Source organism: Pseudomonas sp. Q2-TVG4-2, assembly GCF_013620795.1.
In the GTDB taxonomy this organism is placed as follows: domain Bacteria; phylum Pseudomonadota; class Gammaproteobacteria; order Pseudomonadales; family Pseudomonadaceae; genus Stutzerimonas.
Genome location: NZ_LGLW01000001.1, coordinates 288,924 through 305,400, shown reverse-complemented (window position 1 = coordinate 305,400; position 16,477 = coordinate 288,924). Strand labels below are relative to the sequence as shown.

Genomic DNA, 16,477 nt, shown 5'->3' with positions numbered 1-16,477 from the left:
ACAACTGGCCGGCACGAGAGAGGCACCGATGCGCAACTGGTATACAGCCCAAGAGCTTGCAGGGTTGCTCGGCATGCCGGGCACCGCTCGCAGCGTAAAAGCTAGAGCCCAGCGTGAGCGCTGGATAGGCCAGCGCCGTCCCGGTAGCAAGGCCATCGAATACGCCTTTGCCGCACTGCCGCCCGAAGCCCAGGCCGCGCTGATCGCCGCATCGGTCGCCAGCGAGCCACCTACAGCCGTATCCGAAGCGTCAGGTTCAACACAGCGTGACGAGAAAACAGCGTCACGCTTGAGCGAAAAACAGCGCTCAGTCATGACCGCCCGCCTTGGCTTCGTGCGTGAAATCGAGCGTATGAGCCAGACCATCAGCCAGCAGCGGGCAATCCTGGCGCTGGTTGGCCTGGCCAAAAACGACCAGCTCAGCCCCTACCTGTCCGAGCTGCTGGTTCGCGCCAATGATCGCAAGACGGATGACCGCACTCTTTCCGAGCGGACGCTCAAGCGTTGGCTCGCCGACTACCGCAAGCAGGGTGAAACCGGCCTGGCACCCGCACGTGGCGGCAAGGACATGGGCGTGCCGGATTGGGCTAAGGGATTCCTGCGCTGCTTTCAGCGCCCGACCAAGCCCAGCGTGGAAGCCAGCTATGCCGAGTTCGCGACCAAGTGCCAGGGCGAGCGGCCGAGCATCCACCAGGTGCGCCGCTTCCTTAACAAGCTGAGCCCGGAGGCACGCGAAGCCGGTCGACGCACGCCGCAGGAACTCAAGGCGCTGCAGCCCTTCCGCCGCCGCACAACCAAAAACCTGTTCCCGTGCGACGTCTTCACCGCCGATGGCCACAAGTTCGATGCCGAGGTTCTGAATCCACGTACCGGCAAGCCGTACCGCCCCGAAACCACCACCGTCATCGACGTAGCCACGCGTCGAATCCTCGGCATTTCTATCGGTGAGGCCGAGTCGACCATCGGCGTCATGGATGCCCTGCGCGATGCGATCACGCGCGGCGGCATGTTTGCCATCTTCTATGTGGACAACGGCTCCGGCTTCGCCAACAGCGCGGTGCGTGAAGTGGTCGACCGCCTCGGCGGCACCATGACACATGCCCTGCCATACAACAGCCAGGCGCGCGGCCTGATCGAGCGCGTCCACCAGACCATATGGGTCAACGCAGCCAAGAAGCTCACCAGCTACATCGGCGCCGACATGGACAAGCACGCCGGTACCAAGGTGCACCGCGTCAGCCGTAAGCAGCTGCGCGAGACCGGTACCACCCGTTTGCTGCCTACGTTCAGCGAGTTCATGTCGGGCGTCGAGTTCGAGATCGAGGCGTACAACGCCCGCCCTCACCGGGGGCTGGAAAAGATCCGCGACCCCGAAACCGGCAAGTTGCGCCACATGAGCCCGAACGAGGCCTGGGAAGCGGCCCGTGCCGAAGGCTGGGAGCCGATGCTCGCCCCGGCCGAGCTGGTCCACGACCTGATGCGGCCGCAAGTTATCCGCCCGACACGCCGTGGCGAAGTCACCTGGGCCAGCCAGCGCTACTTCCTGGACGCGCTGCGCGACCTGCACGGCGAAGAGATCAGGGTGGCCTACGACGTGCGCGACGCCTCGCGTGTCTGGGTAAGAACGCTGGAAGGCGAGCTGCTCGGCGAGGCACTGCTTGACGGCAACGCCAGCGACTACATGCCCAAGCCGCTGATCGAGCAAGCCTATGAGAAGCGCGAGCAAGGCCAGATGAAACGCGCCCTGGACAAACTCGAAACGCTCACCGGCAAGCGAGTGGAAATGATTGCACCGACCTCGGCGCCATCCGCCCAGCTCACTGGCGAGGATCTCGCCAGCGCCCAGCGTTATGCCGGCCAACTGCTGGCACCAGCTACAGACCAGTTCGAAGTGCCAGGCGACTCGATGGCTCGATACCGCCTCTGGAAGCAACTCGACCGACGCATCGATACGGGCGAACCGTTAAGCACATCGGAAGCGCGCTGGCACGCTCGCTATTCAAAACACCCAGACTTCACAGCAGTGCAACGAGTTTTTGACTACACGGCGAAGCCGTCCCAACCATAAGCAAGGGGCACGTTGCCCGAGAGGTGTGCAGACAATGAACGAAGTAAAGGTCGTCCCGCTGACTAATGTTGGCCTATTGGCAAGCGCGATGGAGCGAGCCAAGACCAGGCCAGAAAACCTTCCAGGGCTGGTTGTGATGTATGGCGCGAGCGGGCTGGGCAAGACCATTGGCGCCACGTTTGCAGCAAATATGTATCGAGGCTATTACATCGAGTGCCGCTACACCTGGACGAAAAAAACTTTCCTGCTGGCCATCCTTAAAGAGATGGGCATCGCGCCCGGCCGTACGCTATCAGAGATGGTAGATGCGGCGGCAGATCAGCTATCGCGAAGCGCTCGCCCATTGATTATTGATGACGTGCAATATCTCCTTGATAAAGCCGTCGCGAACATCCTCACCGATCTATACAACGCCAGCCATGGCACGATTGTTCTAATCGGAGAAGAGCGCGTGCCAGCCAGCCTGGCAAAACTGGAGCGCCTGCATAACCGCGTCCTGGAGTGGGTACCAGCACAGGCAGCGACCTTGGAAGATCTCCGAACCTTAGCGGCGGCTAGCTACCCTGCTCTCCAGATAGACGATGATCTCTTAGAAGATCTGCGGCGCTCGGTGCGCGGGTGTCTGCGCCGAATCTCGGTGAACCTGTACCGCGTTCAGTCAGAGGCACAAGCAATGATCGCTGATAAGCCAGGGGACCGGTATGCGCGCTATCGCTTCATAAGGGGCCGCTACACAGGTCCTTTTCCACCGATGATTCAACGTGGTGGTAAGTTGTACGATCCTAACCTCGGGAAAGTGGTATTCGTGTTGATATCGAACGCGTCACAGCCCTAACTCTGCATGCTTCGGGCTGTGTTGCCGCCATCGCTGATGATAGCTTTAGACCGAAATGCCACTACGATCTAGCGCTGAGCGAAGGATGCCATATGCACCCCACATTGCCCGCCTCCATCCTGGATGAGCTTGTAAGCCTCCTTAAGGAAGTACGCCCCCAAAGGGCTCGCGGGAATGCACTATCCGAGCGAGAGCGAGCGCTTCTGCGTACCGGCGTTATCTTCATGACCGACTTCGAGGATTTGATCCTTGAAACCGAAACGCGAGGCGGTTATGGCCTTGGTCGAATGCTCAAAGAACTAGCGGCTTACTTAGCCATTCCGATTCGTTACGTCTACCCAAAACCGCGATACGCCAACGGTGATAGCTTCGGGTGCCAAGGCATGCAGGCGGCCGACGCCGCTGCGCTGCTAATCGCATTGGAAGATCTAGGATTCGCCGTAAATCCAGAACGACTGATCGCCCGGCTTGCCAAGCCCTTAGCGAAAAAGGAATACCTAACCGACAGCGAGGTTTGCCTGTATAGCTACGAGCAGCAGCGCCATCGAAAAAAGGTAACGCTGCGATCCGATATAGCGGTCGGGCCCCACGCCTGGAGCGAAGAGTATTTCAAAGGCGCCAATGGCTACCGCTTCAAACTTACCAAAGTTGAAGGTAAGGCATATCGCCTAGATATCACGGGTCCGAAACATCGCAACATCAAGCCGCGACAGGAAGTCACGTGCGACTATTGCCGAATGACCTACACCAAGGGCAATCTGGAGTCGAGCATTGCCCACCGACGCGAACATGCACGGCTTAAGAGGTTATTGGAACCTCGGCCAGACAGACGCTTCGCGAATCGCTTGGAGCGACATTCCAACCCCGAACTGGTCGATTCCGATTCACCCTTTTGGATGCACCAGGAAGTCTACGAGCGAGCCCTCCGGTTCAAGCGGGACTTTCGATATGACTTCCTGCAATGGAACGGCTGCCAATCGAAGAAGGCATCGCCGAATTATCATGGTTACCTATTTGCCGACCACACAGGTACACACGCATCTGGAACAATCGTGGGCGCATGTGCCTTCGCTCTGAGGAAAGAAGTCTGGTCACTCGATTGGATCTGGGTGGTTCCTAGCATGCGACGCAAGGGCGTGCTCCGTCATCGCTGGCAAGCCTTCCTGAAAATGTATGGCGACTTCGACATTGAGCATCCGCTATCAACAGCGATGGAGGGCTTTGTCGGCCAGCACGGGACGCCACAGCAGCGCTCCCACCTTGCTGCTGTGCCACAGCGAGCCGACGACGAGCCGATTTTCTGAACCCCCGGCGCGGTTCTTTTCGATCGTTTGGTAAGAGCGGCCATTCCATGCTGCACTCGCCGAAAGCCGCAATACACCAACAACGCTCATGGCGGCTTTTGCAGCCTTATCGGATGGGGTTGCTTAGCATACCCATAGATCGCCGTTTCTAACGGCGGTCTAACGTGCCTGCCGGAGGCCGCCAACGTTCCTCAGTGAAGCTTCTGCGCAAGCGCCTACAAACACCTCTGAAAACTGCTCCTCAGACTGAAGCTCTTCAGTCTACTGAACCCCTTCAAGCTACACCCGGCCCTGCCTACTGAATCTAATTCACTAGGTATTCAGCGCATTCTTCAAGAGGCCGGCCGAGTGTCTATCCAAATCAGTGGTAACAACCTTGCTCAGACATTGCTTTCGGTGGGAGCCGACCTTGCCGTAGTTGATCAATTTCTTCCGGCGCAAGTGCATGAAATGGCCGAGTTCATCGGCTATGCAAATGCCTTCCATGTAGTTGCGAAGCTTGGCGGGACGACCTGGGTAATTCCTACGCGTAACGGCAAGAAGGGCGCTACAAGCATTGAAGCACGGGCCAAGCTGGCCAGCGCGTTGGGGAGCACTGAGCTGGCGACACTCCTGCGCAATCACTACGGCGGCGTAACGCTGTATGTGCCGCGCTGTGAGTCAGCGCTTCGTGCCGCGCGAAAAATAGCCATCCACAAGACCGTCGAGGATGGCCTGCGCAACGGTCGCAGCATGGTGCCAATGGTGAAGGAGCTCGCCACTCAATTCAGCCTGAGCGACCGGCGCATTTGGGAGATCCTCAAGGAGCCATCCCCTGCCGCAACTCTTCTCCCGTGCATCCCTGGTCAAGTCGAAAAGGTGCGCCATGCCAATCAATGATCAACATACATCCGCTGTTCAGTCTTCAACCCAGATCGGCTATCAGCTCGGCGAGGCCGAGCGCGCCGCTTTTGCGGGCCGTATCGAAAGCGCGACACCGCGTGTGATGCAGCACCACCGCCGTTCAGTTGAAGCCCAACTGCAACCACACGCGAGCGAGCGCCTTTCGCTACTTGAGGAACAGCTCATTGCACAATCGCCCATCGAGCGTGAGCTATCCAATCTTTTCGACAATCGCCCAGCCGAGGCCAACCAGGAGTAAACATGCAAACTTTCACCGTAACCGGAATCCTACCGCGCGGCATCGAAATTTCCGGTGTCACCTATACGAACTTCACCATGCGTGAGGCGCTCTTGGATGATCTTATCGATGCTGCAGCTGAGGCTGGCGGTACTGAAAATGGTCTCGCTTTTTATGCCGAACAAGCGGTGCGTCAGATCACGGAAGTTACCACTACCGATGGTCAGCGTTACACCGGCCCGTTCGTACGCAGGATGATCAAAGCGAAAGCCGATTTTCTGGCGCTTCGTGATGCGCAAACGCGCCTCGACATCATGGGAAACGGCGAGCCGCCAACCAGCGAGACAGCTGGGATCTGATCCTGCTACTGGCAATGCGGACAGGCTGGTCTCGTGCCGAGATCCTGGGTATTCCTCCGACCGAACTCGATCATTACGCGAAACGGCTGACAAACCATGGCAAGCAACGATCTTGATGTAGCTCTACGCCTCAGCGCCGATAGCCGTCTCCTTGGCGTTGGCTTGCAGCGGGGTGAGCGTGACGTCAGTAACTTCAGCCGTAAGAGTCAGCAGGAACTGCGCAGGCTCAGCCGGGTAAGTGACGATGTACGTGGTCATTTCGCCGATATGGCCGGTTCGTTCGCGAAGGCTTCTAGCGGGCTATTCGTCGCCAACAGAATAAAACCTGGAGTGGCGGTCGCAGGCGATCTACAGGAAGCGATGCTCGGTGTAAAAACTGAGCTTATGGGTGCCGTCGATAGCGCGCTTGAGATGGACAAAGCACTTCAGGAGATCAAGGCAACCGCATTCGATATCCAAAAATCGACCCCTTTCGATCAATCGCAAATCGTCAATCTAGAGAAGGAGCTGCTCAAAGGCGGAGCGAAAATTGAGCAGATCGTGGGCAAGCAAGGCGCTGCCGCTGCGGCTGCAGCGCTTGCTGCCTATGAAGGTATAGACGCGGTGATGGCCGGTGAAAACCTGATTTCCATCGCAACGCCGTTCAACCTGGCCGGCGACCAGTTCATGATGCTGGCAAACCAGGCAGGCGCAGCCGGATCTGCCAGTACAGCCAGCTTCACATCTATCGCAGAGGGTGCCAAGTACGCCGCTGGCTCGATGGCTGGCCTGGGACGCGATAGCAAAGAAATGTTCGCGCTTCTTGCAACCCTGGACCAGGGCGGCCTGAAAGGCTCGATGGGCGGCACCAGCCTAAGTGCCTTCTTCCGCCAGGCGGTTCAAGTCGATGCATTCAAGGACGCCAATGGCAACTTGAAAAGCACGGTCGAGATCCTCGACACCCTACGTAAGCGCCTCGACGGAATGGGCACTGCGAAACGCGCTGGGTTCTTGCAAAAAATGTTTGGCGATGAAGGCGGCCGTGCCGCCCAGATCCTGCTTCGTCAGGGTGCTGGCTCTTATGAAGATATGGTCGGCCAGATGGGAAAAGCGGTAGGCCTGCAGGAGAAGCTCCAGGAACGTCTTAAGGGCTACAACGCGCAGCTTGAATCATTGAGAGGAACGGCTAAGTCCACTTTCGCCACGATGTTCGAGCCTGCCCTCGATCCGCTAACGAAGTTGATCTCCAAAACCAACGAGTGGGCTGGGGCGCTGGGTGAGGCCGCAATGGAAAACAAGCGTATAGGCCAAGTTGGCACCGGTGTCGCAGCTGGTGTTGCCGCAGGCGGAGCGCTCTATGGCGGTTATCACCTTCTCAAAGGCTTAGCCTCGGGCGGCAAGATGTTGGGTGCCTTGAAAGGCGGAACTCAGCTGGCCGGTGGCGTGGCCATGGGAAAGGCGCTCGAAGAGGCAGCCGGGGTGCCTTCGGTGTTTGTCGTCAACATGCCTAAAAGTTTCGGCCCTGCAAGCGCCGCCGAGAAGCTGATCGACGCCGGGGACGATCTGTTGCCGCGCGGCAAATTCAAAGGGGCCGGCAAGTGGCTGGGGCGGGCAGCGGTGCCTTTGATGCTCGCTACGAGCGGCCTGGAAGCTTACAACATCGCCACCGATGACCGCCTTACCTCGCAGGAAAAGAGCGTGGGCTACTCAGGGGTTCGCCACCCAGGTCGGCTGGACAAAGAATGCAGCAGCCATGATTGCGGGCAAGGAGTACCGCTACCTAAGTCCGGTTTTCAGCTATGACAAACGAACCGGCGAAGTGCTTGAGTTGCACCATGTAGGACTCACCAACTTTCCGGCACTCGACGGCATGAATTCATTGCCGACCTTGGCTGCTGCTCGCTTCAACGTGGCTTCCACTCCCGTGGTGCAGCGCGACGCGAGCCAGTTGGTAGCGGAAATCAGGAAGGACATTGCAGCCCTGAAAAGTCGGCAACCCAAGGGTAAGGATCCAGCAGTTGAGCGGCTGGACGACACGGCTCTGGCCGTTTGCCAGGCGATGGGCGTCTCGCCTGAGGACTACCTGGCGACACTCAACACGTGAATATCTGAGGTGGTAGGCTGTGCAGTCTGTGGAGAGCTCCGGATATTACCGAGTGCCAAAGCCAGCGCGAAATCTAGCAATCGGGCCGTCTTAAGCTATGCCAAAGCCAGCGCAAGGCCATGCCAAAGCCAGCGCCCACTTACAGCTGGCGATGGACTGAAGGCGCGCTCGCAAGCCGAGGCCGCAAGGAGGCCGTCCCTCGCTAGGAAGACTAGTGAGCGCCACAGGATCATTCTGAGCGGGCTGGGTTCATCGTCCACCCTTTCATCCAAGTCCGGGGGCGCAGATTCGGACGCAACGCCTCGTTCCACGTGTCGCCCCGATAGCGGCGCATCTTCACCGTCTGCTATTTCAGGCCGCGCTCTGTTGCCCACTTTAATGCCTGCTTGGTCTGTCCTTCGAGTGTCACAGGCAGCTCTGCCGCGCAGATAGTATTTCGCATGTCGCTGCCTCCATACCGAGCTTTGGTGCGGATGACGCTATGTGACTGATCAAGGATCGATAGAAACGCGAGGATAGAAACTCTGCGCTTGTGTTTCACGTATGAAGTAGGCCCGTTGACTACGGGGTTTTTGATATTCAATTTTGATGGTACCAGCTTGGATATCTAGCTAGGTACTACTCGCGGCGAGGCGCTATAGCCTACGTCGGGCTTAGCGATGTCAGAACAAGTCGATGTATCTACACAGTTCAATTCGATGTTAATCGGTTTGTTAACCTGCGCTTGTTAAGGGCTGGCTCTGTGTCCAGCGGTCCGATACAGAGCGCGCTAACTGGCCGATTCCGTGCGTACCAAGCTGCGTACCGCCCACTGCGTACTAATGATGATGCTTATCTTAGCTCTAGTTGCTGTGCATGCGTCGAATGCTGGGTTCGCCTAAGCATGATTGAAATGGATCGTAAGCATCGAAAGCGCGCCTTACGGCAGCTCTAAGGTCCTACGAAGAATCGCGCACACGGAGCTTGGTTAAGTCACAGGCTCGAAGCTTGCTGTCGATGGCCAGATCGAAGAGAGCCAGATCCCGGGTTCTTTCTGCAATTTGGAGCCTTACTCGGATGGCCCAGATATCTCTCAGTCGGAGCGGGTTTTCTGCCGACCAATTTTCCTTTGTTCCAGCGCTGACGGCTGCAGGTAGCGATGATGTTCATGGCAAGTCCTCCACGTGTGGGAGAACAAGGATGGCTAGCCAGAGCGGCGGTCGCTAACCGGCCAGAAACAGTCGTACAGAGTACAGACTGTCTAGCTCTTCATCCGAGGGGAGGCAGAAGCGGCTAGCGCCAGGGTTGTACGTCGCAGGTTGAAACAAGAGGAAAATCACGGGGCGCCGCACGGAAGGTGTTAGCGCCGTTTGCTGCATGCACTGGAATGAGCCTTGTATTTAAGCGCCTGGGTTTTCCCCATCGAATCGATGTATTTCATGATGTAGTCCACCGGCTTGCAGACCGGGCTGTCTTCGGTCCGTATGGAGACAACTTTCACGATATCGAGTTTGGTTCCGTAGGTATAAGGTGTCGGTGTGCGTTCAGCGAGTGCGCTAAAAGACAACAGTAGGCCAATACTGGCGGAAACAAGGGTTGCTGTTTTGCGGTTCATATCTCGACTCCAAGTAATTGAATAACGGTTTGGATGTTTCAAAACAAAGGCAAGGTGCGGGCCACTTACTCGGGCAACCGATAGGGGAAGCCCGCGTTCTTGACGGGCTGCTGACGGACAGCAGCGGTCAGCCGATCCCATCTTCAATCGGTGCTTGCTTAACGGTTGTCGCAATAAGGTCAGCGCACTGAGCAGCTGTATGACCTGGCAGCCGTGGGCTTCAAACAGGGGCTGTCAGGTCAAATCGTGATGGGGCGACATCACGCCTGATGGTTCTCGCAACGAACAGGGTTTACCGGCGGCAACATGCTGAGAAGTGGCGATGCCTGGTCAAAGAAGCTGTTCTGAACGTTGTGTTCTGCGGACGTAAACGGTGCGCCTTCGATGTGGTAGACCGTCGGTTCTTCCGAAAAGTAGTTCTCTAGAGCGTCCATGAACACCTGATGGTCTTCACCCGCTTCGAAGTCCTTGTGGTCCGTGAGCGAGCGCCAGCGCACGATGAGGTTGAGGACCTGGGGCGTTTCGATGCCTTGCGCGAGCAGATGGCCGCCGTAACCCGTTGCGCGTTTGAGCAACGGTTCGACCTCGGCAAATGCACGTTTGAAACGCTCGACGCGTTCCTGGTGAACGGGGAGCACTGCGATCTCGTAAATCATGGGTTTTCTCCAACGTGACGTGAACGGTTGAACTGGCGCTTAAGGGATGAGCGAGGGCTCGACGGCGATCGCGATCTTTCCGCGCAGGCCATTGTTCGGGCTTTCGAGCAGGGCGTGGGCACGCGGGATGTCGGCGAGCGAAAAGACCGCGCCAATGTGTGGCCGCAGCTGGCCGCGCTCGATCAATGCGCTCAGCTCATCGAGCTTGCCGCGGTTCTGCCGGGTGAACACGAAGTGGTAACTGGCGTTGTTGCCCCACGCCTGAATGACGTTTTGCGGCTGGGCGATGTCCACGATGGAGACCACGCGGCCCAGTTGTGCGAGGGCGTCGGGACTGCGCGATAGGGTGTTGCCGCCGATGGTGTCGAACACCACATCGACGCCGCGGCCATCGGTTTCGCGCAGGATGGCGTCGACGTAATCCTCTTGCTCGTAGTCGATGACCACGTCGGCACCCAGGTTCCGTGCGAACTCGAAGTTCGCTTCGCGCACGGTGGTGAACACCTTGGCGCCGATGGCTTTTGCCAGCTGGATCGCCACGTGGCCGACGCCGCCTGCGCCGCCGTGCACCAGGATGCTTTCGCCCACACGGAGCGCCGCACGCACGACCAGTGCTTCCCACGCGGTCCCGCCAACCAGGGTCAGGGTGGCCGCTTCGAGATGGCTCAGCGAGGCAGGCTTCTTGCCGACGATGCTTTCGGCTGCCACGTGGTACTCGGCATAGCTGCCGGGGCCGTCGAAAATTTGCGGGGTGTACCAGACTTCGTCGCCTGGCACGAAGCTCGTCACACCCGGGCCGACGGCTTCGACGACACCGGAAACGTCATGCCCGGTAATGCTCGGCAGGGGCACGTAGTCGGTGTAGTCGCCACGGCGGACCTGGAAATCCAGCGGGTTGATGGAGGTGGCGTGGACACGGACCAGTACTTGTCCTGCCTGCGGTACGGGCTTGGAGACGTCACGCAGTTCGAACGATTCCGGGCCGCCAAACGCTTTCAGTATCTGTGCTTTCATGGGTAAATCCTCGCTTCGTTAAAAAGGGATATAGGGAAATCCAGATATGCAATAGCAAAAAAATGCGCGGGTTTTCGCTACTGTCTCAGTGTGTTGTGGGTCCCTTGTTTTGGTAAAAAGAGATATCGAGATTTCCAGATATCGTGAGTTAAAAAATTACAGCTCCTTGCCTATCAGCTCGGCAAGCGCACGGATGTTGCCTTCATTGCGCTTGTAGTAGGTCCACTGCCCGATACGACGGACTTCGACCAGACCCACCCGTTGCAGCGTTGCCAGATAATCGGACACCGTCGACTGCGACAGCCCGACGCCTTCCTGAATACTGCTGACGCAAACGCCCACCGTATGAACGTCCCCTTCATCCTGTGGAGGGAAGTTCTTCGAGGGATCCTTCAAGCCTTTCAAAATCTTGAGGCGTGTCGGGTTCGAGAGGGCCTTGAATGCGTCGATCAGTTCCATGGCGCGATAATATCGAGATTTACCGATATGTCAATTCAAGGAATCGACCGTTCGTCGGGCATGCAATCCAGGGGGTTACTGTCTGAAGGGCAGCCAGATTTCGTCGTAACGTTCAACGACCACTGGCATCGCCTGGCTGCTCGCTTCCGGCTGGGCCGCACACTTGCCGGATAAACGTGCCAGCATAGCTGCTCGTCGCGCGTCTAAACGCGGGCGTCAGGGTTGCTGCGAGCGTTCTTCTTCTGCAGGATCACCGACGCTTCATTGTAGGCATGCTGGAAGGCGTCGCCGCCGATCCAGTCCACCGCCGCGTCTTCGTCTTCATCGTGGTAGATCCCGCGATAGATGATTAACAGACCCATCATAAAGTCGGTGGCAGCATCTTCAGCTTCCTCAGCGACCACCAGCTCCAACACTGGGTATTGAAGGAATACCAGGCACATCGCTAGCAGGCTGATGCCTTCGCCGACATTCATCGCCTGGAACAGATCTTCGAAGTGCGCGGGGTCGAAACCGTTCTCTTCGATATCTTTGAAGTCGAAGGTGCTCAGGTCGATTTCGACATCATCGAACGGCTCGTTGATCAGCGAATTGGCCAGTAGCGGATGGACGACATTGGCTTTGGTCTTGCCCGAACGGTTCTGCTTAGCCTTGGCTTTGGCCCGCTGGGCGCGTTTTTGCTGTTTATCTGGGGAGGCCATGAGGAGAGTTCCTTGTTCGAGGCTGCCACTTTCATGGCCCAGGCTAGTCGGGCGCATATTGTATTCAGTCTTGGCGGGGGTCGTCGGCAAAGGGAACAGATTTTTCCTTGCTCTAGACTTCCGCTTCCGGCCCGAAAGCTGCCGCTGTAAGCGGCAGCTGCCAAGCCAAGGGATCCAAAGTGGACGGGCGACTGATTGGTTGCGGGGCGAGAGCGAGTCAGCAGCGATTTTAATGCTGTACTGATACATCCCTCTGATCTGCTCAAGGTGTTTGGCCGCATTCAGGCCAAAAGGAGGCGCCTGAATCATGGTGGCCACACTTTCGAGGGGGTACAGCCCCCCCTGAAGTGGGCTTTGCACTGTGCATGGCGGGCAACATCATTGGCTTCGGATAATCCGGAGACAGACGCCATGAACATGATGAGCCACCCCCAGGTCATGTTTCCCAAGACACTGGACGGTCCGGTAGTCGATCTCCGCTTCGAAGCGATCCCAGCGGAGCAGGTTCAGGTGCTGCTGACGCTGCTGAGCGATGCCCAGGCGGTGATGCATAACGACAGCGAAAGGGCATCTGCCCGACTCTCGCAGGCCATCGAACTGCTCCAGCCCGCCACATCAGTGCCGCCCCGGAAGTCGCGTAGGAATGGCGGTTTGGCGGGATGGCAAATCCGCCGCCTGGATAGTTTCATCGGCCAGCATCTGCAGAACACTATTCGCACGCCGCAACTGGCGGCCGTCCTCAACCTCAGCGTCAGTCATTTTTCTCATGCATTCAAACAGGCCCTTGGCGTTGCGCCACTGACCTATGTGGCGCGCCGGCGGATCCAGTCGGCGCGACAGGTCATGCTGGTCAGCTCTACTTCGCTCACCGAGATCGCGTTTGGTCACGGCTTCTGTGACCAGTCTCATTTCTGCCGTACCTTTCGCCGTGAGATGGGGCTGTCACCGAAAATGTGGCGGCGAATGTTTGGTCAGGACGGGGACAGCAGTGCCTAGATATCAGCTCCGACCCGTTGGTGGCAGCCGAGTGACTCTAGGCCGAAGACAAGTACACGACAGGCATGGCGCCCACGGCTCGCATCAATGAGGGCCGCTGGGACAGCTGGAAGGAGACGCTGTGACTGGCTTATAGGCAGCCATGGTCTGCCTGGCCGCGCACGAATGACTTGCGGATCTAATCGGTACCGGTCATTTCGTTCTTCCTCGAAGCGGATGCCGTTTGCCCTGAGTTCAGGTGCGAATGGCATTTGTAGATGTTGGCAGTCAGCGCGATCTCCACAAGTTGTTCTGGGAATAGAAGCAGAGGCGTCCTGGCCAGCCTGCTCTTACATTGGGGCCAGCGAGTGCCGTAGGCCTGCTGCCGCACGTTCTCAATCACCGGGACCGCGGCTCCGAAATCTACGACGTAGAGCGTTTCCTCGATAACATCGTCCAAGCTGCCGCCGAAAAGCATCAGCAGCTTGCTAGCGTTGGCGTAGGCCATGCGCAACTGCAGTGCCATGTTCGAGCAGTCGGTGGGTAGACCTTCGGCATCCACCGGCGCGGCGCCGATTAAGTTTCCATCTGTGTCGTGACTCATTTGGCCGATGATGCGCAGGCGGTCACCGATTTTTTCTACCTGGGCGTAGCCGTAGATCGGATCCCAGAGGGGATCGAGATATCCCAGTGTCTTAATTGGACCTGCATTCATCGAGCTTACGCTCCAAGCGAAACCATCGTCGTGGTAACGATGACCGAATCCGTCGAGTCCCGGCTTGGATCGATGCGCGCTCTTGGTACGCACGTACTGGGATTACTTATAAGTTGGCGAAGCCGCGCTAGATGCCTATGGCGACCGCGTGGGTTCGGTTATTCGCCAAGCTTAGGGGCGGGAGCATGAGCGATTGATCGAATCATGTCGGTACCTTACGCTTGGTCAAAATCGCCCTGATTGAGCCTGTTCCCACTCGATCGCATAATCCGCCACTTCTTCCCAATTCGCCTCGGTGATCAACCAGTGGCTATGAGTGGTAAAACACTTATACGCAGTGGGTGCGACCGAACGTTGGTAGTGACGGTAGCTAGACGCGACGAGGCTTGCCCGGATGCTTCGGTCGTCCGCGCCAGTCAGCAACAAAAGGGGCGGACGTTGATCATTGGCGAAGTTGACCCGGCTGCCGATTCCCAGTGCCGCCTCATAGAAAATTCGCGTCGGCGCTGGCACCACGTGTCGCTTGAACAGCATGAGCTGCTCGGTGTGGGGCACGGTCGGTGCGATATCAGTCGCGAATCGCTTGAAGCGCAAGTCGACCTGGGGACTCCAGCCTGCGCTTAACAGTACCGGCAGCAGATCGAAGGCCAGCACTCCGGGACGAATGCCGCGCGGTGGTACCGGCGCGATTGCGATGCCAGCGCTGCCATAGCCTCGGTCGATCAATAACTGAACGATCAAGCCGCCAAAGCCATGGCCAACCAACAGCGGCGGCTGCGGCATGGCACCGATCAAGACCGCGTGATGTTCAACCAGCCCGGATAAACCCAAGCCAAGCGAGTTCGCTGGTGAGTCGTTCAGGGGCGGCCATGGCAATGCGATGCAAACATAGCCACAGGCAGTGAAGCGGCTTTGAAAATGATCCCAACTGGCTGGCGTCAGCCAGGCGTCATGGATAAAGACCACCAGTTTGCTCAAGGGGGGCGTCCTACTTCTAAAGGCCGCGTTTAACTAGGGCGGGTGAGATCAGGTGCTGGATCTGCACCGCAACGCCATCGGTCTGATGTCGTCTGGCTGCGGCTTCGATACGCTGTTCTGCGCGGGTGATTCGATGATGGTGGCTCAGGTGTTCGAGCCAGGATTCGTCAAAAAAGAATTCCTGCCAAAGCCGTGGATTCTCGCTGTCCTGCATCAGTCCCCAGGAGTAGGAACCGTTGCGCTGTCGCATCCCGCGGACCTGTAGCATGGCCTGGCGAAACGCGGCCTCCCGTTCCGGCGCAATGTCGTATTCGATCATGACCTTCACCGGGCCGCGTTCCAGGTTCTGATCGTCGCTCAGCACCGGCGTCGGCCAATGCAGCGAGGGCGCAAGATCATCCGCATCGGTTACCGGCAGGCGAAATCGCATGGTCAGGACAATACCCAGCAGCAGTACGGCGCCGGCGCTAAGCAGGGCGGTGCCGATCGAGCTGCGGCTGGCGACCAGGCCCCACAGCGCACCGCCTGCAGCCATGCTGCCGAAAAACACCAGGATATATACGGACAACGCTCGCGCACGGACCCAGCTCGGCACCGATGTCTGGGCGGCCAGTTGCAGACTGGACAAGACTGCGATCCAGGCGGCACCGCTGAGGAGCATCACCGGGATGAGCGCGTAGAGCGTGCGCAGCGACGCGAGCGCAAACAGCACAAGGGCATAGATGACACTGGCGACGGCGACCAGGGCGTCCGGACTCAGCGTCTCGCGCACCCTGGGCAGCAACATGGCGCCAACCACTGCACCGATGCCAACGCTCCCCAACAGCACGCCGAAATCAGCTGCGCTGCCTTGCAGCTCGCCACGTACGATCAACGGCAGCAGCGACATCCCGGCGCTGGCGCCGACGAAGAAGGCCGCCGCGCGTACCAGGACGGCCTGCAAAGGCATTGAGCTGCGGCTGTAGCGCCAACCCATACGCATCGCGCCGAAAAATCGCTCAGCAGGGAAAGCTGACGTGGTCGGCTCACGCTTCCACGTTGCCAGTACGGTGATGACGGCAAAAAAAGACAGCGCGTTCAAGCCAAAAGTGGCCCAGGGACCACTCAGGCTGACCAACACCCCGGCGATGGCCGGCCCCAGGGCGCGCGCCACGTTGATGCCCAGACTGGATAACGAAATCGCCGACTGCAGATCGCGTTTGTCGACCAGCTCCGGCGTCAAGGCTGACCAGGCGGGCATCATCAACGCCGTGCCTATGCCCATGCCGACGGTCAACAGCAACAGCAGCATCACAGTCATCAGCCCGCTCAAGGTCAACCCCGCGAGGATGATCGCCACGGTTGCCATCCACAGTTGCACGCAGAGCAGATAGCGGCGCTTGTCAACGATATCGGCCAGTGCGCCAGCTGGCAGCGCCAGGAAGAACATCGGCGCAGACCCGGCGACTTGCACCAGCGCCACGTTCAACGGGCTGGCCGATAATGAGGTCATCAGCCAACCGGCACCGACTTCGTGCATCCAGGTACCGATGTTCGAGGCGATGCTGGCCAGCCACAGCCAGCGGAAGGTGCGGTGGTTGAGCGCACTCCAGGGGGATTGCTTGGCAGTGGTCATG

At 58.4% G+C, this 16,477-nt stretch carries 17 protein-coding genes and 1 pseudogene; 9 read left to right on the top strand and 9 right to left on the bottom strand.

What is annotated here, in order from left to right; translation table 11 throughout:
• Nucleotides 1-28: 28 nt before the first annotated feature.
• From H3028_RS01515 to H3028_RS01485, 8 genes are all read left to right on the top strand, one after another.
• On the top strand, nt 29-2,068 hold the full coding sequence (locus tag H3028_RS01515; protein WP_181295294.1) for a Mu transposase C-terminal domain-containing protein: 2,040 nt from the start codon (nt 29-31) through the stop codon (nt 2,066-2,068).
• Nucleotides 2,069-2,102: 34 nt separating this feature from the next.
• Nucleotides 2,103-2,903 carry an AAA family ATPase gene (locus H3028_RS01510; protein WP_181295293.1) on the top strand — a complete coding sequence of 267 codons (801 nt, stop codon included), beginning with the start codon at nt 2,103-2,105 and terminating at the stop codon, nt 2,901-2,903.
• 224 nt (nt 2,904-3,127) lie between these two features.
• Nucleotides 3,128-4,207 (top strand): hypothetical protein, encoded by a 1,080-nt coding sequence (locus tag H3028_RS01505; RefSeq protein ID WP_181295292.1) that lies wholly within the window; start codon nt 3,128-3,130, stop codon nt 4,205-4,207.
• A gap of 450 nt (nt 4,208-4,657) precedes the next feature.
• Complete coding sequence (locus tag H3028_RS01500; protein WP_181295291.1) at nt 4,658-5,086, top strand: Mor transcription activator family protein; 429 nt, start codon at nt 4,658-4,660, stop codon at nt 5,084-5,086.
• Nucleotides 5,073-5,348 carry a hypothetical protein gene (locus H3028_RS01495; RefSeq protein ID WP_181295290.1) on the top strand — a complete coding sequence of 92 codons (276 nt, stop codon included), beginning with the start codon at nt 5,073-5,075 and terminating at the stop codon, nt 5,346-5,348. Before H3028_RS01500 ends, H3028_RS01495 begins: the two co-directional genes overlap by 14 nt.
• 2 nt (nt 5,349-5,350) lie before the next feature.
• The gene (locus H3028_RS01490) at nt 5,351-5,686 is read left to right on the top strand and encodes a hypothetical protein (protein ID WP_181295289.1); all 336 of its coding nucleotides are present in this window, start codon (nt 5,351-5,353) and stop codon (nt 5,684-5,686) included.
• Between the two features lie 96 nt (nt 5,687-5,782).
• Nucleotides 5,783-7,468, top strand: a complete 1,686-nt coding sequence (locus H3028_RS21160) for a phage tail tape measure protein (protein WP_258237667.1) — start codon at nt 5,783-5,785, stop codon at nt 7,466-7,468.
• Nucleotides 7,419-7,769: a phage protease gene (locus H3028_RS01485; protein WP_258237666.1), complete on the top strand. Its 351-nt coding sequence runs from the start codon at nt 7,419-7,421 to the stop codon at nt 7,767-7,769. The genes H3028_RS21160 and H3028_RS01485 overlap by 50 nt, the downstream gene beginning before the upstream one ends.
• A 947-nt stretch (nt 7,770-8,716) precedes the next feature.
• Here the strand turns inward: H3028_RS01485 and H3028_RS01480 are convergent.
• From H3028_RS01480 to H3028_RS01455, 6 genes and pseudogenes are all read right to left on the bottom strand, one after another.
• Nucleotides 8,717-8,918, bottom strand: a pseudogene (locus H3028_RS01480) (integrase); the annotation flags it as partial.
• 190 nt (nt 8,919-9,108) lie between these two features.
• Entirely contained in the window at nt 9,109-9,363 is a 255-nt protein-coding gene (locus H3028_RS01475; protein ID WP_181295287.1) for a DUF2790 domain-containing protein, read from the bottom strand.
• A 260-nt stretch (nt 9,364-9,623) separates the two neighbouring features.
• On the bottom strand, nt 9,624-10,019 hold the full coding sequence (locus H3028_RS01470) for an antibiotic biosynthesis monooxygenase (RefSeq protein ID WP_181295286.1): 396 nt from the start codon (nt 10,017-10,019) through the stop codon (nt 9,624-9,626).
• A 39-nt stretch (nt 10,020-10,058) separates the two neighbouring features.
• Entirely contained in the window at nt 10,059-11,033 is a 975-nt protein-coding gene (locus H3028_RS01465; RefSeq protein ID WP_181295285.1) for a zinc-dependent alcohol dehydrogenase family protein, read from the bottom strand.
• Nucleotides 11,034-11,189: 156 nt separating this feature from the next.
• Nucleotides 11,190-11,492 (bottom strand): helix-turn-helix transcriptional regulator, encoded by a 303-nt coding sequence (locus H3028_RS01460; RefSeq protein ID WP_181295284.1) that lies wholly within the window; start codon nt 11,490-11,492, stop codon nt 11,190-11,192.
• A gap of 203 nt (nt 11,493-11,695) precedes the next feature.
• On the bottom strand, nt 11,696-12,193 hold the full coding sequence (locus H3028_RS01455) for a hypothetical protein (RefSeq protein WP_181295950.1): 498 nt from the start codon (nt 12,191-12,193) through the stop codon (nt 11,696-11,698).
• 411 nt (nt 12,194-12,604) lie between these two features.
• On the opposite strand from H3028_RS01455, the gene H3028_RS01450 reads away from it, so the two are divergent.
• Nucleotides 12,605-13,189 (top strand): helix-turn-helix domain-containing protein, encoded by a 585-nt coding sequence (locus H3028_RS01450; RefSeq protein WP_181295283.1) that lies wholly within the window; start codon nt 12,605-12,607, stop codon nt 13,187-13,189.
• Nucleotides 13,190-13,367: 178 nt separating this feature from the next.
• Here the strand turns inward: H3028_RS01450 and H3028_RS01445 are convergent, their stop codons facing one another.
• From H3028_RS01445 to H3028_RS01435, 3 genes are all read right to left on the bottom strand, one after another.
• Nucleotides 13,368-13,883 (bottom strand): RidA family protein, encoded by a 516-nt coding sequence (locus tag H3028_RS01445; RefSeq protein ID WP_181295282.1) that lies wholly within the window; start codon nt 13,881-13,883, stop codon nt 13,368-13,370.
• A 225-nt stretch (nt 13,884-14,108) separates the two neighbouring features.
• Nucleotides 14,109-14,861, bottom strand: a complete 753-nt coding sequence (locus H3028_RS01440; protein WP_181295281.1) for an alpha/beta hydrolase — start codon at nt 14,859-14,861, stop codon at nt 14,109-14,111.
• 16 nt (nt 14,862-14,877) lie between these two features.
• A complete protein-coding gene (locus H3028_RS01435; RefSeq protein ID WP_181295280.1) occupies nt 14,878-16,476 on the bottom strand; it encodes an MFS transporter in 1,599 nt (532 codons plus the stop codon).
• Between the last annotated feature and the right edge of the window lies 1 nt (nt 16,477).

Bases quoted from the DNA above. Each gene is read 5' to 3' on its own strand.
- H3028_RS01515 (WP_181295294.1), top strand. From the start codon at position 29: ATGCGCAACTGGTATACAGCCCAAGAGCTTGCAGGGTTGCTCGGCATG.
- H3028_RS01510 (WP_181295293.1), top strand. From the start codon at position 2,103: ATGAACGAAGTAAAGGTCGTCCCGCTGACTAATGTTGGCCTATTGGCA.
- H3028_RS01505 (WP_181295292.1), top strand. From the start codon at position 3,128: ATGACCGACTTCGAGGATTTGATCCTTGAAACCGAAACGCGAGGCGGT.
- H3028_RS01500 (WP_181295291.1), top strand. From the start codon at position 4,658: ATGGCCGAGTTCATCGGCTATGCAAATGCCTTCCATGTAGTTGCGAAG.
- H3028_RS01495 (WP_181295290.1), top strand. From the start codon at position 5,073: ATGCCAATCAATGATCAACATACATCCGCTGTTCAGTCTTCAACCCAG.
- H3028_RS01490 (WP_181295289.1), top strand. From the start codon at position 5,351: ATGCAAACTTTCACCGTAACCGGAATCCTACCGCGCGGCATCGAAATT.
- H3028_RS21160 (WP_258237667.1), top strand. From the start codon at position 5,783: ATGGCAAGCAACGATCTTGATGTAGCTCTACGCCTCAGCGCCGATAGC.
- H3028_RS01485 (WP_258237666.1), top strand. From the start codon at position 7,419: ATGATTGCGGGCAAGGAGTACCGCTACCTAAGTCCGGTTTTCAGCTAT.
- H3028_RS01475 (WP_181295287.1), bottom strand. From the start codon at position 9,363: ATGAACCGCAAAACAGCAACCCTTGTTTCCGCCAGTATTGGCCTACTG.
- H3028_RS01470 (WP_181295286.1), bottom strand. From the start codon at position 10,019: ATGATTTACGAGATCGCAGTGCTCCCCGTTCACCAGGAACGCGTCGAG.
- H3028_RS01465 (WP_181295285.1), bottom strand. From the start codon at position 11,033: ATGAAAGCACAGATACTGAAAGCGTTTGGCGGCCCGGAATCGTTCGAA.
- H3028_RS01460 (WP_181295284.1), bottom strand. From the start codon at position 11,492: ATGGAACTGATCGACGCATTCAAGGCCCTCTCGAACCCGACACGCCTC.
- H3028_RS01455 (WP_181295950.1), bottom strand. From the start codon at position 12,193: ATGGCCTCCCCAGATAAACAGCAAAAACGCGCCCAGCGGGCCAAAGCC.
- H3028_RS01450 (WP_181295283.1), top strand. From the start codon at position 12,605: ATGAACATGATGAGCCACCCCCAGGTCATGTTTCCCAAGACACTGGAC.
- H3028_RS01445 (WP_181295282.1), bottom strand. From the start codon at position 13,883: ATGAATGCAGGTCCAATTAAGACACTGGGATATCTCGATCCCCTCTGG.
- H3028_RS01435 (WP_181295280.1), bottom strand. From the start codon at position 16,476: ATGACCACTGCCAAGCAATCCCCCTGGAGTGCGCTCAACCACCGCACC.